The following is a 16,475-nucleotide window of genomic DNA, read 5'->3' as shown; positions in this document are numbered from 1 at the left end:
CAAAAAAGCTGACCGACGCCCACTTTATTATTCAACTAATTGTATAATTGTTACAGACAATTACGTACAGAAAAGGCGGCACACGAACCTCATACGCAATGTCATTAAATCGGATAAGCCGCCGAATGCAAAAAGCCCGCTCCAAACGGAACGGGCTCTTCATATTTAGGGTAATTGATTATTCGTTGATCTTTGTAACAACGCCTGAACCAACTGTTCTGCCACCCTCACGGATAGCGAAACGGAGTCCCTCTTCGATAGCGATAGGAGTGATGAGCTCAACGTCCATAGCAACGTTATCGCCGGGCATACACATTTCCTTATCAGCAGGAAGAGTTACAACACCTGTAACATCGGTAGTTCTGAAGTAGAACTGAGGTCTGTAGTTGTTGAAGAAAGGAGTATGACGGCCGCCCTCTTCCTTCTTCAGAACGTAAACCTGACCGCTGAACTTTGTATGGGGGTGGATCGAGCCGGGCTTGCAGAGAACCTGTCCGCGCTCAACCTGATCTCTTGTGATACCACGGAGAAGAGCACCAACGTTATCACCGGCCTCACAGAAGTCAAGAGTCTTTCTGAACATCTCAAGACCTGTAACAACAGTGTTGAGCTTCTCGTCGGAGAGACCAACGATCTCTACAGGCTCGTTTACGTTGAGCTTTCCGCGCTCTACTCTACCTGTAACAACGGTACCACGACCGGAAATGGTCATTGTATCCTCGATAGGCATGAGGAAAGGCTTAGCATCGTCACGCTCAGGGCTGGGGATGTACTCATCAACAGCATCCATGAGGTCAAGGATCGGCTTGTAAGCGGGATCGCTGAGGTCATCGGGAGCGTTAAGAGCAGCAAGAGCAGAACCCTTGATGATAGGTGTATCATCGCCGGGGAAGTCATAGCTGGTGAGAAGGTCACGGATGTCCATCTCAACGAGCTCGAGGAGCTCCTCATCGTCAACCTGGTCAGCCTTGTTCATGAATACAACGATTGCAGGAACGCCAACCTGACGAGCGAGAAGGATGTGCTCTCTTGTCTGAGCCATAGGACCATCAGAAGCAGCAACAACGAGGATAGCACCATCCATCTGAGCAGCACCTGTGATCATGTTCTTAACGTAGTCAGCGTGACCAGGGCAGTCAACGTGAGCGTAGTGACGCTTGTCTGTCTCGTACTCAACGTGAGCTGTATTGATTGTGATACCACGCTCTCTCTCCTCGGGAGCCTTATCGATCATATCGTAAGCCTCGTACTGTGCCTGACCCTTCAAAGCGAGAGTCTTTGTGATAGCAGCTGTAAGAGTGGTCTTACCGTGGTCAACGTGTCCGATAGTACCAATGTTTACATGGGGTTTGGTTCTTTCAAATTTAGCCTTAGCCATTGGAAATTTCCTCCTTAATATAGAAAAATACAGAAATCTGTATATATATTATAACAGATTGTTCTGGTAAATTCAAGTGTTTTGGAGAAATTTCTTTCTCCGAAACACATGATTTTGTTGATAATTGCCTTTTTAAGCCATTATTCAGCAATATAAAGGACTTAGTTCTTGCTTCTGGAAGCCATGATCTTCTCGGCAATGCTCTTCGGTACTTCCTGGTAGCTGTGGGGCTCCATTGTGTACTGACCGCGTCCCTGTGTGTTGGAGCGGAGGTCTGAAGTATAGCCGAACATTTCAGAAAGCGGAACGAGAGCGTCGATCTGAACAGAGCCTGTTCTTGCTTCCTGACCCTGTATCTGACCGCGGCGTGAGCTGAGGTCACCGATAACAGTACCTGTGTAGTCATCGGGAACGATAACAGCGACCTTCATAACAGGCTCCATGAGGATAGCATTAGCCTGCTTGAGAGCTTCCTTGAACGCGATCGAACCTGCGATCTTGAATGCCATTTCCGAAGAGTCTACCTCGTGGTAAGAACCGTCATAAAGCTCTACCTTGACGTCAACAACTTCATAGCCTGCGAGTATACCGGACTTCATAGCGCCCTGGATACCTGCGTCAACAGCAGGGATGTACTCCTTCGGGATAGAACCGCCGACAACGGCGTTCTTGAACTCGTAACCCTTGCCCGACTCATTGGGCTCTACGCGGATCTTAACGTGACCGTACTGACCCGAACCACCGGACTGCTTCTTGTACTTGTAGTCGATGTCTGCTGTGCCCTTGATAGTTTCCTTGTATGCAACCTGAGGAGCTCCGACATTAGCCTCTACCTTGAACTCACGGAGGAGACGGTCAACGATAATGTCGAGGTGGAGCTCACCCATACCTGCGATGATGGTCTGACCTGTTTCCTCGTCAGTCCATGTCTTGAAAGTAGGATCCTCTTCAGCAAGCTTTGCGAGAGCGATGCCCATCTTCTCCTGACCTGCCTTTGTCTTGGGCTCGATAGCGAGCTGGATAACAGGCTCGGGGAATTCCATAGACTCGAGGATAATGGGGTGCTTTTCATCACAGAGAGTATCACCTGTTGTGGTGTTCTTGAGACCTACAGCCGCGGCGATATCGCCCGAGTAAACGGTCGTGAGGTCCTTTCTGTGGTTAGCGTGCATCTGAACGATACGGCCGAAGCGCTCCTTGCTGTCCTTGGTGGCATTCAGAACGGAGTCGCCCTGATTTATGATACCTGAGTAAACGCGGAAGAACGCGAGCTTACCAACGAACGGGTCTGTAGCGATCTTGAATGCGAGAGCTGCAAACGGCGCGTCATCGGAGGAAGGTCTCTCCTCCTCGGCATCTGTATCGGGATTAACGCCCTTGATAGCGGGAACGTCGAGCGGAGAAGGCATATAGTCGATGATAGCATCGAGGAGCTTCTGAACGCCCTTGTTCTTGTATGAAGTACCGCAGCATACAGGTACCATTTCGTTAGCGATAGTAGACTTTCTGATGCAGTGCTTTATCTCTTCCTGAGTGAGCTCTTCGCCGTCGAGGTACTTCATCATGAGCTCCTCGTCCTGCTCTGCAACGTGCTCTACCATATCGTCGTGGTACTTCTGAGCGAGTTCCTTCATATCCTCGGGGATATCCTCTACCTTGATATCTGTACCGAGGTCATTTGTGTAAATGTAAGCCTTCATCTCAACGAGGTCGATAAGTCCTCTGAATTCGTCCTCAGCACCGATGGGGAGCTGTATCGGAACGGCATTACACTTGAGTCTGTCCTTCATCATGTCAACGACACGGTAGAAGTCGGCACCCATGATATCCATCTTATTTACATAAGCCATACGGGGTACCTTATAGTTATCAGCCTGACGCCAAACGGTCTCAGACTGGGGCTCAACGCCTCCCTTAGCGCAGAGAACGGTAACAGAGCCGTCGAGTACGCGGAGCGAACGCTCGACCTCAACAGTGAAGTCAACGTGTCCGGGAGTGTCGATTATGTTAAGTCTGTGGCCTGCCCAGTAGCAAGTTGTAGCAGCAGAGGTGATCGTGATACCTCTCTCCTGCTCCTGCTCCATCCAGTCCATAGTAGCGGATCCTTCATGTGTCTCACCGATCTTGTGGTTTACACCGGTGTAGAAAAGGATACGCTCGGTAGTAGTGGTCTTACCGGCATCGATATGAGCCATGATACCGATATTTCTGGTGTTCTCCAGTGAACAATCTCTTGCCATAGTATCCTCCTTTGGCTCTTACCAGCGGTAGTGAGCAAACGCCTTGTTTGCCTCAGCCATCTTGTGAGTATCGTCACGCTTCTTGCAGGCACCGCCTGTTCCGTTGAGCGCGTCGAGGATCTCACCGGCAAGTCTTTCCTTCATAGTCTTCTCGTTTCTCTCTCTGGAGTACTTAGTGATCCAGCGGAGACCGAGTGTCTGACGTCTTTCGGGTCTAACTTCCATAGGTACCTGGTAAGTAGCACCGCCGAGACGGCGAGCCTTGACCTCGAGCTCGGGCATGATATTCTCCATAGCCTGCTCGAATACCTCCAGAGCGTCCTTGCCTGTCTTTTCAGCTACGATGTCAAAAGCACCGTAAACTATCTTCTGTGCAACACCCTTCTTACCATCGAGCATAATGTTGTTGATAAGGCGTGTTACGAGCTTTGAGTTGTATACAGGATCCTGTAATACATCACGCTTTGCGATATTACCTCTTCTTGGCATTTCGCTTCCCTCCTTCACATAGATTCATGAATTCATAGGTACTCGTACCGCTGCGGTTACTGCTCCTCGTGCGGAGCTCCGCTTCGCCGCAGGGTATGTTTGCAGCCAATGCAGAGGGAATATAGCGATCTATATATCATCTCCGCATTATTCTGCGGCAGTAGTTATCCTATTTTGTATGAGTGCGGCTTTTATACAGCATATCCGCGCGCTGTGCAGAGAGCATCTTACTTCTGCTTGGGCTTCTTTGCACCGTACTTGGAACGAGCCTGATTGCGGTTAGCAACACCCTGAGCGTCGAGAGCGCCTCTGATGATGTGGTAACGCACACCGGGGAGATCCTTAACACGTCCGCCTCTGATGAGAACGACGCTGTGCTCCTGAAGGTTATGTCCGATACCGGGGATGTAAGAAGTTACCTCGTAGCCGTTTGTGAGCTTAACTCTGGCGATCTTTCTCATAGCTGAGTTAGGCTTCTTAGGTGTAGCCGTTCTTACAGCAGTGCAGACGCCTCTCTTCTGAGGAGAGCTCTGATCGATCTGAGTCTTCTTCTTAGCATTGTAACCCTTCTGGAGAGCAGGAGCTGTGGACTTTGTCTCAAGATCCTTTCTTCCCTTACGTACGAGCTGGTTAAATGTAGGCATGATTTTCCTCCTTTTTTAAATATTGTATGCGCATATTACAGCACACTAAGATATTATATCCAAAAAAGGACGGCTTGTCAAGAGAAAATCTCAAAAAAGCCGTCCATTTCGTTATATTTGGTTATTTGCACAGTCCCGCCGACAATGCCGCCCGACATATAGGGCAAATTTGCGGGACACACATCGGGGCGCCATGCAAAGTGCATCAGTCCTTCTTCCTTGCAAAGAGGAGTATCAGCGGGTATATCTCCAGTCGTCCGAGGAGCATATCGAAGCAGAGCACGACTTTCGAGAAGGAATCAAGCCCGCCGAGGTTGCCCGAAGGGCTGAATCTGCCCACGCCGAAGCCGATGTTGTTCATACAGGTCGTTACCGCCGAGAGGTTCTCCTCAATGGAGAAGCGGTCGTGCGACAACAGCAGCACCGACATCGCGAACAGGAGCATAAAGAGAATGAAATAGTTCGTTGCGCCGCGCACTACGTCCTTTTCCACGGGCTTTCCGTCCATTTTTATGGCAGCGACAGCGCGGGGGCTGACGATGTATTTCAGCTCGCGGATACCCGTCTTGACGATTATCATTATTCTCGCGACCTTCATGCCGCCGCCCGTCGAGCCCGCACACGAGCCCACGAACATAAGCAGCAGGAGCAGAGTCTGCGCGAATACAGGCCACTGTCCCGTATCCGTCGTAGAGAAGCCTGCCGAAGTTATCGTAGAAGCCACCATAAAGAACGAGTGTCTCAGTGCATCGAGGACAGAGCCGTACTGTTTCATGACAGTGAGCGTGATAACGCCCGTCGCGAGTATGATTATACCGAAGTAAGTGCGCACCTCTTCATTCTTGTAAGCGAGCGAGAACTTCTTTATCAGTATGTAGTAGTAGAGGTTGAAATTGACACCGAAGAGTATGATGAATACCGCTATCACCATTTCGATGAAAGGGCTGTCGTAATGAGCGATACTGTTGTTCCATATCGAGAAACCGCCCGTACCTGCCGACGAGCAGGCGTGTATCACCGCATCATACAGCGGCATACCGCCGATCATGAGCAATCCTGTTTCCGAGAGTGTGAGCGCGATGTAGATACCGTAGAGTATTCGTGCCGAAAAGCTCGACTTTGATACAAGTCTGCCGACATTCGGCCCCGCGCACTCCGCACGCATCATATGCATGGTACGCGCATCGTTGCTCGACATTATCGCGAGCACGAACATCAGTACGCCCATACCGCCCAACCAGTGGGTGAACGCCCTCCAGAACAGGCAGCATCGCGACATAGCCTCGACATTTCCGAGTACAGTCGCACCCGTGGTAGTGAAGCCCGAGACCGTCTCGAACAGCGCGTCGAAATAGTTGGGTATCTCCTTGGAGATGACAAACGGCAGCGCTCCGATCGCAGACATAGCGATCCACGAAGCGGCGACGCTCACGAAGCCCTCCATTGAGTAGACGGTGTTGTCCTTTGGCTTTTTCAGTGTAAAGGCGAAGGCGATCGCCATCGTTATCGCAAACGGGATCAGAAAGGAAAGCAGTATATGGTGCTCATGGTAGATGACTCCCACAAGCACGGGAAGGAGCATACACAGTCCCACCACCTTCAGTATCTGACCCATTATATAGGTTATCATTCTGTAGTTCATGATTTTCCCGCAGTATCTCCCTTTAATCGAAAATTTCCTTCAGGTCCTCGAAGCCGCGATTTGTGGTGACAACGACAACGCTGTCGTTCACCATCAGGCAGTCATCGCCCTTCGGAATGATGAGTTCATTTCCGCGGACTATGCTCGCGATGAGGATACCGCTTCTGAGCTTGAGCTTCTTCAGCGGGACGCCCACATAGTCCTTATGCTCGCGGATAACGAACTCTATCGCCTCGAGCTTGTCGTTGACGAGCCTGTACAGCGTGGTAACGTTATTACCCGCAGAGTTCTGCTTTGCGCGGACATACTGGAGTATCTGATTTACGGTTATGCCCTTTGGCGAGATGATACTGTCGAGGTCGAGGGTATCGGTAAGCTGCATGAGCGTCATGCGGTTCACCTTGGTAACGACCTTCTCGACGCCGTTGTTCTTGGCGAGCAGTGAGAGGAGTATATTTTCCTCGTCGATGCCAGTGAGCGTGACTACCGCGTCCGCGTCATAGACTCTCTCCTCCTTGAGGATATCGTGGTCGGTGCCGTCGGCGTGGATGACGCTTACCTTGTTGAGGCGCTCGCTCAGCTCGAGGCAGCGATTCTCGTCGATCTCGATTATCTTTACCTTCACGCCCATTTCGCGGAGCTGCTGAGCGAGGTGATAGCCGACTCTTCCGCCGCCGATGAGCACAGCGGACTTCACGCGCTTCTCGCGGTAAGCAGCGCTTATGCTCTTGAAGAACTTGACCATATTGCTGTGCGAGGCAGTCATATGTATCTTGTCGCCTGCTTTGAGGATAAAGCTGCCGTTTGGTATAACGACGTCATCGCCGCGCTGAACGGCACAGATGAGGACGTCGAGCCTCAGTCTGCGCGAGAGCTGAGTGAGGGCAACGTTATCGAGGATACTGCCGCTTGTTATGCGTATCTCGGCGAGGTCTACCCTGCCCTTCGCGAAGGATTCGATATTGATGGCTTCGGGGTAGCGCAGCACCTTTGCTATCTCGTTAGCAGCGTTGTAGTCTGGGTTGACCATCATGCTGATACCGAGCTCCTCACGCATGAAAACGAGCTGCTTGTCGAATTCGGGACTTCTCACGCGCGCGATACAGTGGCGCGCCTTCATTTTCTTTGCGATGAGGCACGAGAGGATGTTGACCTCGTCCGAGCTCGTCACAGCGATAAAAATATTGCATTTGTCAGCGCCCGCCTCGTCGAGGACATCGGTCTGCAAGCAGTTCCCGACAATGCCCTTGACGTCGTAATCGTTGACTATAGAGTTTATCTTTACTTCACTTTTGTCGATGACAGTGACATTGTGTTCGTCGCAGAGCACCTCTGCGAGTGCGCTGCCGACCTTGCCGCCGCCGACTATGATAATTTCCATAATTCCTCCAGAAATACGAAAAAAAGTAGTAAGGCTATACCGCCTCACAATAATTATACAACCGATTAAATGATTTGTCAAGAAGATTTGTAACGTCCTCTGTAGGGGCGGGCGTCCCGCCGCCCGCCAATATACCGTCAAACCACCTGCAACCAAATGTAGGGGCGGGCGTCCTCGACCGCCCGTAGGTAACCGACAAATTTACGGGACGTCGAGGACGCCGTCCCCTACGATTCATCGCCGCAGGCGATACCATAATTACGCATTACGAATTACGAATCAAAAAGGACGGTCGCCCGTCCTTTTTCTCATATCTTTTCCATAAGTGCCACAGCGTGCGCGGAGATACCGAGCTTTTCGCCCGTGAATCCGAGCTTCTCCTCGGTCGTAGCCTTAACGCTTATCTGCGAAACATCGCAGCCGCACACCCTCGCGATATTCTCCCTCATCGACACGATGAACGGAGCGAGCTTCGGAGCCTGCGCGATGACAGTCGCGTCGATATTGCCTATTTTGTAGCCGTTCTCGCGGCAGACTCTCACGACCTCCGCCATGAGCTTCATGCTGTCCGCGCCCTCGAACTCGTCAGCCGTATCGGGAAAGAGGTGACCTATATCACCGAGCGCAAGAGCTCCGAGCATAGCGTCCATCACCGCGTGTGCGAGCACATCGGCGTCGGAGTGCCCGAGAAGCCCCACCGTATGCGGAACATCGACTCCGCCGAGAATGAGCTTCCTCCCCTCGACGAGCCTGTGAACATCATATCCGTGACCTATCCTGAACATATGCGTCCTCCTCAGCAGTTAAGCAGTACCTCCGCGAGCTTTATGTCCTCGGGAGTCGTTATCTTGATGTTTGTATAGTCGCCGACAGTCATCGCGACCTTTCCGCCTATAGCCTCGACGAGCTGACAGTCGTCGGTGAAATCGAGCCCGTGCTCGAGAGCGAAGTCGATGCCCTCGAAGTAGAGGTCGCGCTTGAATATCTGCGGAGTCTGCGTGATGTAGAGCATCTTCCGCGGCGGAGTATCGACGATGAGCCCGCCGTCCACGGTCTTTATGGTGTCCTTGACGGGAACGCCGAGAGTAGCGCCGCCGAAGACCGAGGCGTCCTTAATGACCTTTTCGATGTGCTCGGGCTTGACGAGCGGACGCGCTCCGTCGTGTACCGCAACGAGCTTCGTATCCTTGGATATCTGCTTCACGCCGTTTATCACGCTCTCCTGACGGGTAGCGCCGCCCGTAGTACAGGCGCGGAGCTTTGATATCCCCGCGGCTTCCGCCTCAGCCTTTATCGCGGGAATATCAGCCTCTCTCGCGACAATGACTATCTCCCTGACGCTCTCGCATCTCTCGAAAGCGAGCATAGTCACGCCGATGACGAGCCTGTCCCCGAGCGGGAGCAGTATCTTGTTCACGCCGCCCATGCGCGTGGAATTTCCCGCACAAACTATCACTACAGATGTATCCATATCCTACCTCCGAATCACTGCGCGGGCTTGAACTCATAAACGCAGGTATTGACCTTCTTTTTGGCGTCATTTCCGTCTGACTCGCTCACGACAGCATACTTGCCGAAGTATTTCACCGAGCCGCTTACCTTGTCGGTTATCTCCGCGTGCTCCTTTTCGCTGGACTTCATCGCCTCGCCGTACTTCTCAACTGTCTCGGCATTTGTCGAATCGAGGCTTGCAAGGCAGTTGCCGCCCATATTGAAGAAGTTATAAGTGCTGTTGTTTCCCTCGACGTGCCACGTAGCGATATAGCCCTTGTCCGTGAAGTGTACCTCGCGGTTGTCGCAGGTTATGATCACCCTGCCCTGAAGGTCAACGACACCGAGATCAGCATCGGGTACATCACCGCCGTGAAAGCGGTTTACGTCCTCAAGGATGACCTTGCCGTTGTTCACGTCCTTGACCCACCAGTAGGTCGAGAGCTTGCGGGTATAAGTGCCGCCATCAGCGGCGAGGGTCTCGGGGAAAGCGGGCTCCTCGCACAGGAGCGGCTGATTTTCCTGTTTTTTCTTTCCGCAGCTCGTAAAAAACGTTATGCAGCCGACTATTATCAGCAGCAGTGCCATTACCGCTGCGCCGACAATAATAACTCTTTTCTTGTTAAGTTTTCTTTCCATGTCAGGTAATCGCCTTTCTTATCAGTCCTTGCTCGGCTCCACGGGAGCAGTCAGAATGCGTATCTTCGGGAGCTTTTCGAGCGTGTAGAAGTAGTTGAGCAGTCCGTCCTCCGCAGAGAGGTCATTCTCGCCGCTTGCGGGCGGAGCAAAAATTTTCAGCGTCATATCGGCACTTCCGCCGAGCCTGTTCTCATAGAAGGCAGGCATGAGGTCTATCGTCCTTGCCTTCGGCGACTTATAGAACCAGCGTCCGTTCAGCTCTATCATAAGGTTCGAGTCGTCATCGAACACAAGCTCGCAGAAGTGCGGGTCGCCGTCGAAATGCAGGGGAACAGCAATGCCGTCGGCGTCCTCCGAGCTTCCCCAGCGGAGCCTGACGGGGAGCTTTGCCTCGCCCTTCTCGGTCATTGATGGCAGGAAGCGCTCACGGTTTATCAGCTCCCTGTAGGTCTTGAGCACAGGCTGCTCTATGCCGACCTCGGAGTTGTTCGGGTCCTCAATTTCGAGCCCGAGCCTGCCTCTGTCGCGGAACTGATAGAAGGTGAAACCCGAGAACCAGTCAGCCTTGTCCTCGTCGAGGATATCGCAGAAGAGCCTCACCATTTCCGCCTGCTCGTATGCGCCCGTGACGTCGCCGTCAGCGTTGAACTCCGACATCACCATAGGCTTCTCCGCGCCTCCGCATATGTACTTGTAGCGCTCATAGCTCGCCTTAGTCAGGGCGTATATGTCGCGGACAGCGCTTCTGCCGTGGGAATTTCCGCCCGTCTCCGCGACGTCGAACGGCCAGCCCCAATGGAGTGCCATATACTTGTCAACTGACCATATATCTGTCTCGCGTACAGCCTGAGCGAACTCCTTCTCCATAACTATCTCCTCGGAGCTGAGGTCCTCGATACCGCCGATGCACAGCACCGTCTGCACATTCGGAGCGTGCTCCTTGATGACACGGCACGCACGGCAGTAAAAGTCTGCGACCTCCTGATAGGTCGCTCTTTTGTTGAACGAGAACCAGCTGCCCGTAGCCTCGTGATTGATACGCAGGAAGAGCCTTCCGAACGAGCGGAGGTCATCGCCTATCGCAGCGAGCTGCTCGTCGGTGACACGGGGGTCCATAGTAATAGTCAGCGTAACGTCCTGCCCGTGTCTGCGGACGTCTCTCATCTGCTCGAACGGCTGACCGTCGCGGCTGCCTCCGAGACCGCCGAGGTACGGGAAGTAATCGTCATAAGGATAGTCCCACTGAAAGGAGACGTTCGCATCCTTCATCGCCTCGGAAATACGTGCAGGCCAGTGCTTGTCGAAAGGGTAATAGCAGTACATGAGGCTGATGCTGCGGTGCGGGCGTCCGAGTCTGCTGAGTATATAGTCCTGCGAAACATACTCGCCGCGTTCGCTGCCGTCACCGAGGTCGACAGCGCATTTTGCGCTGCCCATATGTATCTTCAAAAACTTATCCATATAGCTCCTCCGTGTGAGTTATCGTAAATACATTATAATATAGGACAGGTTTTATGTCAATGAAAACTTGTAGGGACCGCCTTTGGCGGTCCGATAATTTCCTGTAAACTGCGGACGCCCAAAGGGCGCCCCTACAAGGATATTCTGTAGGGGCGAGTTCCGCTCGCCCGTCAGTTTTGAAATTGTTTGCGGGCGCACGGAATGCGCCCCTACAAAACGCGCTCAATTAAGCGTAACAGGCAGCCCGTTTATCTCGATAGTCGGGTCGTCGATGTCGATGAGGAGGCAGCGTCTGCCGTCGATGACGCTGGTGCGCACCTTATCGGCAGCATCGGGCTTGATGTTGACAGTGATGCCCGCAGAAGAAAGCACGGTCTTCTTCTCAATGAGGTTGGACACGGTCAGCGGAGTATTGCCGCACACGCGCTCGAAGACGGGGTCTGTCATCTCGACGCGCTCCTGAGGAACGCCTATATCCGTGAGGATACCTTTAAGCTTGGTGTTGTCGATGACAGCGGTATCGGTCTCGTCCTTGCTCTCCTCCGCGACCTCCTGAAGCTTCTCGTTGACGGTCTTTATCACCATATAGTCGAGGTCATCGCCGACAACGGTTTTAAGAATGCTCTGGAAACTCGACTTCTCGCTGTCCGCAGACATAACAAAGCTGCACCCGAGCACGTCCTCGACAATGGAAGTATTTGGCTTGCTTGCGGACTTCGCGTAATACATAACGTGGTTGATGTCGGAGCTCCTGTTGCTGAAAACGGGGTAGAGGAAGCCGTCCGACGGTGCCTTGCTGATGATGAGCTCGGTGTTGACCTTTTTGGTTATCTCGTTGTTGAAGCTGTCAAACACGAATCCGTCGCTGCTCGTATTCACGGGGCAGACAGCCGTGAGCAGATAGCGGTAGACCTCGTCGTCGCCCTCAGCGAACTCATCATTCTTGTCCTTTTTGCGTATCGTGTAGACGCAGTAGGCTGTGATGACGGCAAAGGGACCCGTATATGTAATGTTATTGGCGATATGGTTGAGGAAGTTCTCGCATACGACCTCGTCCTTGAGCTCGGATTTAAGGAGCGAGTAAAGTATCTCCTGCGGCTTGCCCTCCTCGTAGGCTTCATTCGGGAACTCATACTCGCAGAAGTTCCTGCCGACGTTGGTATTGAGGACTTTCTTGAGCGTCTCGTCGTAGACGTCGTGCTCCTCGACCGACATCGTCACGCAGGCGTTAGCCTTAGAGTAGCGGACATTCTTCTCCGCATCGACAAAGCCCGTAAGTACGCGCTCCATGATGAAGAAGCCGCTCTTATCCGAAAAATTCTTTTTGATCTCCTGAGTTTCTTTCTTGTTCATGATAGTATCCTTTCCTTTTTAAGAGGACTGCGCCCTGTGCGGTTCACAGCCTGCACAGCATTATGTATTCCTCGTCGTTTTCGTCTATGGTAACGAATCCGATTTTGCGGTAGAGCCTCACCGCACGATTCGTCTTCTGCACCGAGAGCGACACCTGTCCGAATCCGACGCTTTTCAGTTCGCCGAGCAGAGCCCGCATAAGCTCCGTACCGATACCGATGCCGCGGTATTCCTTAGGCAATACCGCACAAAGCTTGTGCTGGAGATGCGCCGACAGATTTTTCGTCAGATTGTATAGAAATTCCGCAGGCATACTGACGTATGTCAAGGAATTTCTGTGCAAGATGACGGAAAATATGCAAGCATATACAGTACAAAGCCTTCTGGCGGGCTTTGTGCGGTGTTGCCCTTATACAGCGATATCGCCAGCGAAGGCGTATCGTCGTTTATATGACCGTAGTCGTTCATTATGCGGCTCCACGCCGCACCGACCACTTTTCCGCCCGATTCCGCAGCAAAGGCGACGTCACCGCGGCGCGTGCCGAAATCCCTGACATACACCTGCAATTCGGGCTGAAACAATATCTTCCTCGTCGGCGGAGACACTCCCTCGGGAACGAATATCGCCTCATACAGGAAGTTATCGAGCTCGCCGAACTCATCTTTGCGGAGCAGTCTTATCCTGTGCTCCATGCTAACCGTTATTCTCCTTTTTCAACATAATTCGCTCCTGATGCAATTATACATATATTATACCATAAATGGAAAGATTAAGCAACGGAAAACTAATTCACAAAAAGCTATGGACATTTACATCTCAATATGTTATAATTACATAAAAAGTATTAGGAGGCTTAACCATGAAAATGATGTTCATAGGCGCTACCCACGAGGTCACGGGCAGCTGCACATATATCGAGGCTTGCGGCAAGAAATTCCTTGTCGATTTCGGAATGGAACAGGGCGAGGACGTCCTCAAAAACGTCCAGATACCCGTAGCTCCCGCCGATATAGATTTTGTGCTCCTCACCCACGCCCACATCGACCACTCGGGACTGCTCCCCCTGCTCTTTGCGGGCGGATTCAGCGGCGAGATACACTCCACCACTGCCACAGCCAACCTTTGCAGCGTCATGCTTCGCGACGCCGCACACATACAGGAATTTGAAGCCGAATGGCGCAGCAGAAAGGCACAGCGCCGCGGCGAGGACGACTACGAGCCGCTCTACACGATGGACGACGCCATAGGTGCAATAGAGCTGTTTGTACCGCACGAATACGAGACCGATACGGAAGTCGCAGAGGGCATAAGCATACGTTTCCGCGACGCGGGACACCTCCTCGGCTCATCGAGCATAATCCTCACCATGACCGAGGACGGCGAAACACGTACTATCGTCTTTTCGGGCGATATCGGCAACATTCACCAGCCGCTCATACGCAATCCTCAGTACATCGACGCCGCCGACTACGTAGTTATGGAGTCCACCTACGGCAACCGCGTTCACGACCGCCCCACCGACTACGTCACAGCACTGACGAAGGTGCTCCAGACGACCTTCGACCGCGGCGGAAGCGTCATCATACCGTCGTTTGCAGTCGGCAGAACGCAGGAGATGCTCTACTTCCTGCGCCAGATAAAGCACGACGGGCTCGTCAGGGGACACGACGAATTCCCCGTGTATGTAGACAGTCCGCTCGCCAACGAAGCGACCGACATCTTCATAAACAACCGCGAGAGCTGCTACGACGAGGAAGCACTTTCCTACGTGCGCAAGGGAGTAAATCCCATCACATTCGAGGGACTGATACGCACGCTCACAAGCGACGATTCCCGCGCTATAAACGATGATACGCGCCCGAAGGTCATCATCTCCGCGAGCGGTATGTGCGAGGCAGGCCGTATCAAGCATCACCTCAAGCACAACCTCTGGAAGCCCGAAAACACGATACTTTTCGTAGGCTATCAGGCATCGAATACTCTCGGACGCGCGCTCATTGAGGGCGCAAAAAGGGTAAAGCTCTTCGGCGAGACGGTCAAGGTCGCAGCCGAGATAAAGCAGCTCCCTGGCGTAAGCGGTCACGCGGACGTGAACGGACTTACCGAATGGGCAAAGGCGATAAGCGGCGTGAAGAAATTCTTCATCAATCACGGCGAGATGACATCAGCGGACAGCTTTGCCCAGCACCTTCGCGACGAGCTCGGCGCGGACGTCTACGCCCCGTACAGCGGAGCGGAATTCGACCTGATATCTGGCGAAGTTACAGTTGATGCTGAGGCGGTATTCCTCCCGAAGAAGGAACACCAGAGCAACATCAGCGTCACCTACAGCGACCTGCTTTCCGCATCCGACAGGCTCTCGCGCCTAATAAAGCTCTCGGACGGACGAGCAAACGCCGATATGCGCAAGCTGACAGAAGCAATAAACAAGCTCTGCGACGACTGGGAGCTCTGAAAAAACGCGGCTTGACAGGCGGTGATGACAGTGCCGTACAAGAGAGGCAAAGAAGCAGCACTAATAATAACCACAGGGATGATCCTCGCAGGCTCGGCAGCATGGCACATCACCGACAGCAGGGAAAAGCGAGAGGACATCGCTGTTATTACGCGCTCCGTAGTGACGACAGCGGCTGCATCCGTACAGGTCACCACAGCGCGGGAAACCGCTCCCGCACCGACAAGTCAAACCGCAACAACATTTCTTATGCTCGATATCAACTCCGCGACAGCCGAGGAACTGACACAGCTCAACGGGATCGGCGAGCATCTCGCAGCCGTGATAGTTGACTATCGCACGCAGCATGGCGGTTTTCTCAACATTGAGGAGCTGATGCAGGTGTCGGGCATAGGCGAGGCGACATTCGCGGATATACGCGGGCACGTCTTTGTTGCCGACCCGATATACACGACGGCGGCACAGACCGAGAAGCCGACAATTCCCGATATAGAGCCGACGGAGGAGGTCGAGACGACCGAGCCGCCGCTCACGCTCGAAGACGTCGCTCCCATAGACATAAACACTGCAAATGCGGAGACGCTGATGCTGCTACCGCACGTAGATGAAGAAACGGCGGAGGAGATAGTGGAGCTCCGTGAGAAGCTCGGCCATTTCAGCAATACATATGAACTGCTGTACGTCAAGTCTTTGGTGCAGTCGGATGTTGCGGACATACTCGAATACGTTGTAGCAGAATAACACAAACGCCGTTCCCGCGGCAGTGCGGGGACGGCGTTTTTTCGGCAAAAAAAATTCGCGGTCCAGAAGAACTGAACCGCGAACTGCGCGCGCCCGCTTGGCGCTGGTGGGCCAACAGGGACTCGAACCCCGGACCGTCCGGTTATGAGCCGGATGCTCTAACCAACTGAGCTATTGGCCCTGATACAATTAAACGGAAGTCTTTGACTTCCGTTTAACCTTTGTGTTGGCACAGATCTACTTTCCCGGGCCGTCACCAGCCGAGTATCATCGACGCGGATGAGCTTAACTTCCGTGTTCGGAATGGGAACGGGTGTGACCTCATCGCAATATGCACCAACTCTTAAAAACTGAACAAAGCTCAATGCTGAGGGAGAACCTCATGTGAATGAAGTAAAAGGAAAAGCCCTCGACCGATTAGTATGCGCTGGCTGAACGTGTCACCACGCTTACACCTTGCACCTATCAACCTCATAGTCTTTGAGGGGTCTTACTCTTACGATGGGATATCTTATCTTGAGGTCGGCTTCACGCTTAGATGCCTTCAGCGTTTATCCGTT

15 protein-coding genes, 1 tRNA gene and 2 rRNA genes are annotated in these 16,475 nt (G+C 52.7%); 2 read left to right on the top strand and 16 right to left on the bottom strand.

The genetic code is table 11. The features are described from left to right. Nucleotides 1-178 precede the first annotated feature (178 nt). The 13 genes from tuf to BMX22_RS11675 all read right to left on the bottom strand — a co-directional run bounded on the left by tuf (nt 179) and on the right by BMX22_RS11675 (nt 13,411). A complete protein-coding gene (gene tuf / locus BMX22_RS11735) occupies nt 179-1,378 on the bottom strand; it encodes an elongation factor Tu (protein ID WP_028519684.1) in 1,200 nt (399 codons plus the stop codon). A gap of 161 nt (nt 1,379-1,539) precedes the next feature. After that, entirely contained in the window at nt 1,540-3,618 is a 2,079-nt protein-coding gene (gene fusA / locus BMX22_RS11730) for an elongation factor G (protein WP_074742627.1), read from the bottom strand. Between the two features lie 18 nt (nt 3,619-3,636). Further along, nucleotides 3,637-4,107 carry a 30S ribosomal protein S7 gene (gene rpsG, locus BMX22_RS11725; RefSeq protein WP_031559491.1) on the bottom strand — a complete coding sequence of 157 codons (471 nt, stop codon included), beginning with the start codon at nt 4,105-4,107 and terminating at the stop codon, nt 3,637-3,639. A 227-nt stretch (nt 4,108-4,334) separates the two neighbouring features. Beyond that, the gene (gene rpsL / locus BMX22_RS11720) at nt 4,335-4,751 is read right to left on the bottom strand and encodes a 30S ribosomal protein S12 (RefSeq protein ID WP_031559492.1); all 417 of its coding nucleotides are present in this window, start codon (nt 4,749-4,751) and stop codon (nt 4,335-4,337) included. Between the two features lie 205 nt (nt 4,752-4,956). Further along, complete coding sequence (locus tag BMX22_RS11715) at nt 4,957-6,393, bottom strand: TrkH family potassium uptake protein (protein WP_074742626.1); 1,437 nt, start codon at nt 6,391-6,393, stop codon at nt 4,957-4,959. A gap of 22 nt (nt 6,394-6,415) precedes the next feature. Continuing rightward, complete coding sequence (gene trkA, locus BMX22_RS11710) at nt 6,416-7,774, bottom strand: Trk system potassium transporter TrkA (RefSeq protein ID WP_074742625.1); 1,359 nt, start codon at nt 7,772-7,774, stop codon at nt 6,416-6,418. 308 nt (nt 7,775-8,082) lie between these two features. Then, nucleotides 8,083-8,559 carry a 2-C-methyl-D-erythritol 2,4-cyclodiphosphate synthase gene (ispF, locus tag BMX22_RS11705; protein ID WP_074742624.1) on the bottom strand — a complete coding sequence of 159 codons (477 nt, stop codon included), beginning with the start codon at nt 8,557-8,559 and terminating at the stop codon, nt 8,083-8,085. 11 nt (nt 8,560-8,570) lie between these two features. Continuing rightward, nucleotides 8,571-9,245, bottom strand: coding sequence for a 2-C-methyl-D-erythritol 4-phosphate cytidylyltransferase (gene ispD / locus BMX22_RS11700; protein ID WP_074742623.1), 675 nt, complete (start codon nt 9,243-9,245; stop codon nt 8,571-8,573). A 14-nt stretch (nt 9,246-9,259) separates the two neighbouring features. After that, nucleotides 9,260-9,904 (bottom strand): hypothetical protein, encoded by a 645-nt coding sequence (locus BMX22_RS11695; RefSeq protein WP_074742622.1) that lies wholly within the window; start codon nt 9,902-9,904, stop codon nt 9,260-9,262. Between the two features lie 21 nt (nt 9,905-9,925). After that, a complete protein-coding gene (locus tag BMX22_RS11690) occupies nt 9,926-11,365 on the bottom strand; it encodes a hypothetical protein (protein ID WP_074742621.1) in 1,440 nt (479 codons plus the stop codon). Nucleotides 11,366-11,587: 222 nt separating this feature from the next. Continuing rightward, nucleotides 11,588-12,718 (bottom strand): DUF4317 domain-containing protein, encoded by a 1,131-nt coding sequence (locus tag BMX22_RS11685; protein ID WP_074742620.1) that lies wholly within the window; start codon nt 12,716-12,718, stop codon nt 11,588-11,590. A 43-nt stretch (nt 12,719-12,761) separates the two neighbouring features. Beyond that, nucleotides 12,762-13,031 (bottom strand): GNAT family N-acetyltransferase, encoded by a 270-nt coding sequence (locus BMX22_RS11680; protein ID WP_081349199.1) that lies wholly within the window; start codon nt 13,029-13,031, stop codon nt 12,762-12,764. A gap of 11 nt (nt 13,032-13,042) precedes the next feature. Next, on the bottom strand, nt 13,043-13,411 hold the full coding sequence (locus BMX22_RS11675; RefSeq protein WP_074742618.1) for a hypothetical protein: 369 nt from the start codon (nt 13,409-13,411) through the stop codon (nt 13,043-13,045). A 167-nt stretch (nt 13,412-13,578) separates the two neighbouring features. On the opposite strand from BMX22_RS11675, the gene BMX22_RS11670 reads away from it, so the two are divergent. Continuing rightward, complete coding sequence (locus BMX22_RS11670) at nt 13,579-15,174, top strand: MBL fold metallo-hydrolase RNA specificity domain-containing protein (protein WP_074742617.1); 1,596 nt, start codon at nt 13,579-13,581, stop codon at nt 15,172-15,174. Nucleotides 15,175-15,204: 30 nt separating this feature from the next. Continuing rightward, nucleotides 15,205-15,915, top strand: coding sequence for a helix-hairpin-helix domain-containing protein (locus BMX22_RS11665; RefSeq protein WP_207645883.1), 711 nt, complete (start codon nt 15,205-15,207; stop codon nt 15,913-15,915). Nucleotides 15,916-16,019: 104 nt separating this feature from the next. Here BMX22_RS11665 and BMX22_RS11660 read toward each other — a convergent pair. From BMX22_RS11660 to BMX22_RS11650, 3 genes are all read right to left on the bottom strand, one after another. Beyond that, nucleotides 16,020-16,096: transfer RNA gene (locus BMX22_RS11660), tRNA-Ile, on the bottom strand. A gap of 43 nt (nt 16,097-16,139) precedes the next feature. Next, nucleotides 16,140-16,256 (bottom strand): 5S ribosomal RNA (gene rrf, locus BMX22_RS11655). A 55-nt stretch (nt 16,257-16,311) separates the two neighbouring features. Beyond that, nucleotides 16,312-16,475 (bottom strand): 23S ribosomal RNA (locus BMX22_RS11650); the annotation flags it as partial.

The sequence above is a fragment of the Ruminococcus sp. YRD2003 genome (genome assembly GCA_900109435.1).
In the GTDB taxonomy this organism is placed as follows: Bacteria; Bacillota; Clostridia; order Oscillospirales; family Ruminococcaceae; genus Ruminococcus; species Ruminococcus flavefaciens_G.
This window is presented reverse-complemented; position numbering and strand designations above follow the sequence as displayed.

What these genes read in the sequence shown, in the direction of transcription:
- tuf (WP_028519684.1), bottom strand. Translation starts at nt 1,378, where the DNA reads ATGGCTAAGGCTAAATTTGAAAGAACCAAACCCCATGTAAACATTGGT.
- fusA (WP_074742627.1), bottom strand. Translation starts at nt 3,618, where the DNA reads ATGGCAAGAGATTGTTCACTGGAGAACACCAGAAATATCGGTATCATG.
- rpsG (WP_031559491.1), bottom strand. Translation starts at nt 4,107, where the DNA reads ATGCCAAGAAGAGGTAATATCGCAAAGCGTGATGTATTACAGGATCCT.
- rpsL (WP_031559492.1), bottom strand. Translation starts at nt 4,751, where the DNA reads ATGCCTACATTTAACCAGCTCGTACGTAAGGGAAGAAAGGATCTTGAG.
- BMX22_RS11715 (WP_074742626.1), bottom strand. Translation starts at nt 6,393, where the DNA reads ATGAACTACAGAATGATAACCTATATAATGGGTCAGATACTGAAGGTG.
- trkA (WP_074742625.1), bottom strand. Translation starts at nt 7,774, where the DNA reads ATGGAAATTATCATAGTCGGCGGCGGCAAGGTCGGCAGCGCACTCGCA.
- ispF (WP_074742624.1), bottom strand. Translation starts at nt 8,559, where the DNA reads ATGTTCAGGATAGGTCACGGATATGATGTTCACAGGCTCGTCGAGGGG.
- ispD (WP_074742623.1), bottom strand. Translation starts at nt 9,245, where the DNA reads ATGGATACATCTGTAGTGATAGTTTGTGCGGGAAATTCCACGCGCATG.
- BMX22_RS11695 (WP_074742622.1), bottom strand. Translation starts at nt 9,904, where the DNA reads ATGGAAAGAAAACTTAACAAGAAAAGAGTTATTATTGTCGGCGCAGCG.
- BMX22_RS11690 (WP_074742621.1), bottom strand. Translation starts at nt 11,365, where the DNA reads ATGGATAAGTTTTTGAAGATACATATGGGCAGCGCAAAATGCGCTGTC.
- BMX22_RS11685 (WP_074742620.1), bottom strand. Translation starts at nt 12,718, where the DNA reads ATGAACAAGAAAGAAACTCAGGAGATCAAAAAGAATTTTTCGGATAAG.
- BMX22_RS11680 (WP_081349199.1), bottom strand. Translation starts at nt 13,031, where the DNA reads ATGCCTGCGGAATTTCTATACAATCTGACGAAAAATCTGTCGGCGCAT.
- BMX22_RS11675 (WP_074742618.1), bottom strand. Translation starts at nt 13,411, where the DNA reads ATGGAGCACAGGATAAGACTGCTCCGCAAAGATGAGTTCGGCGAGCTC.
- BMX22_RS11670 (WP_074742617.1), top strand. Translation starts at nt 13,579, where the DNA reads ATGAAAATGATGTTCATAGGCGCTACCCACGAGGTCACGGGCAGCTGC.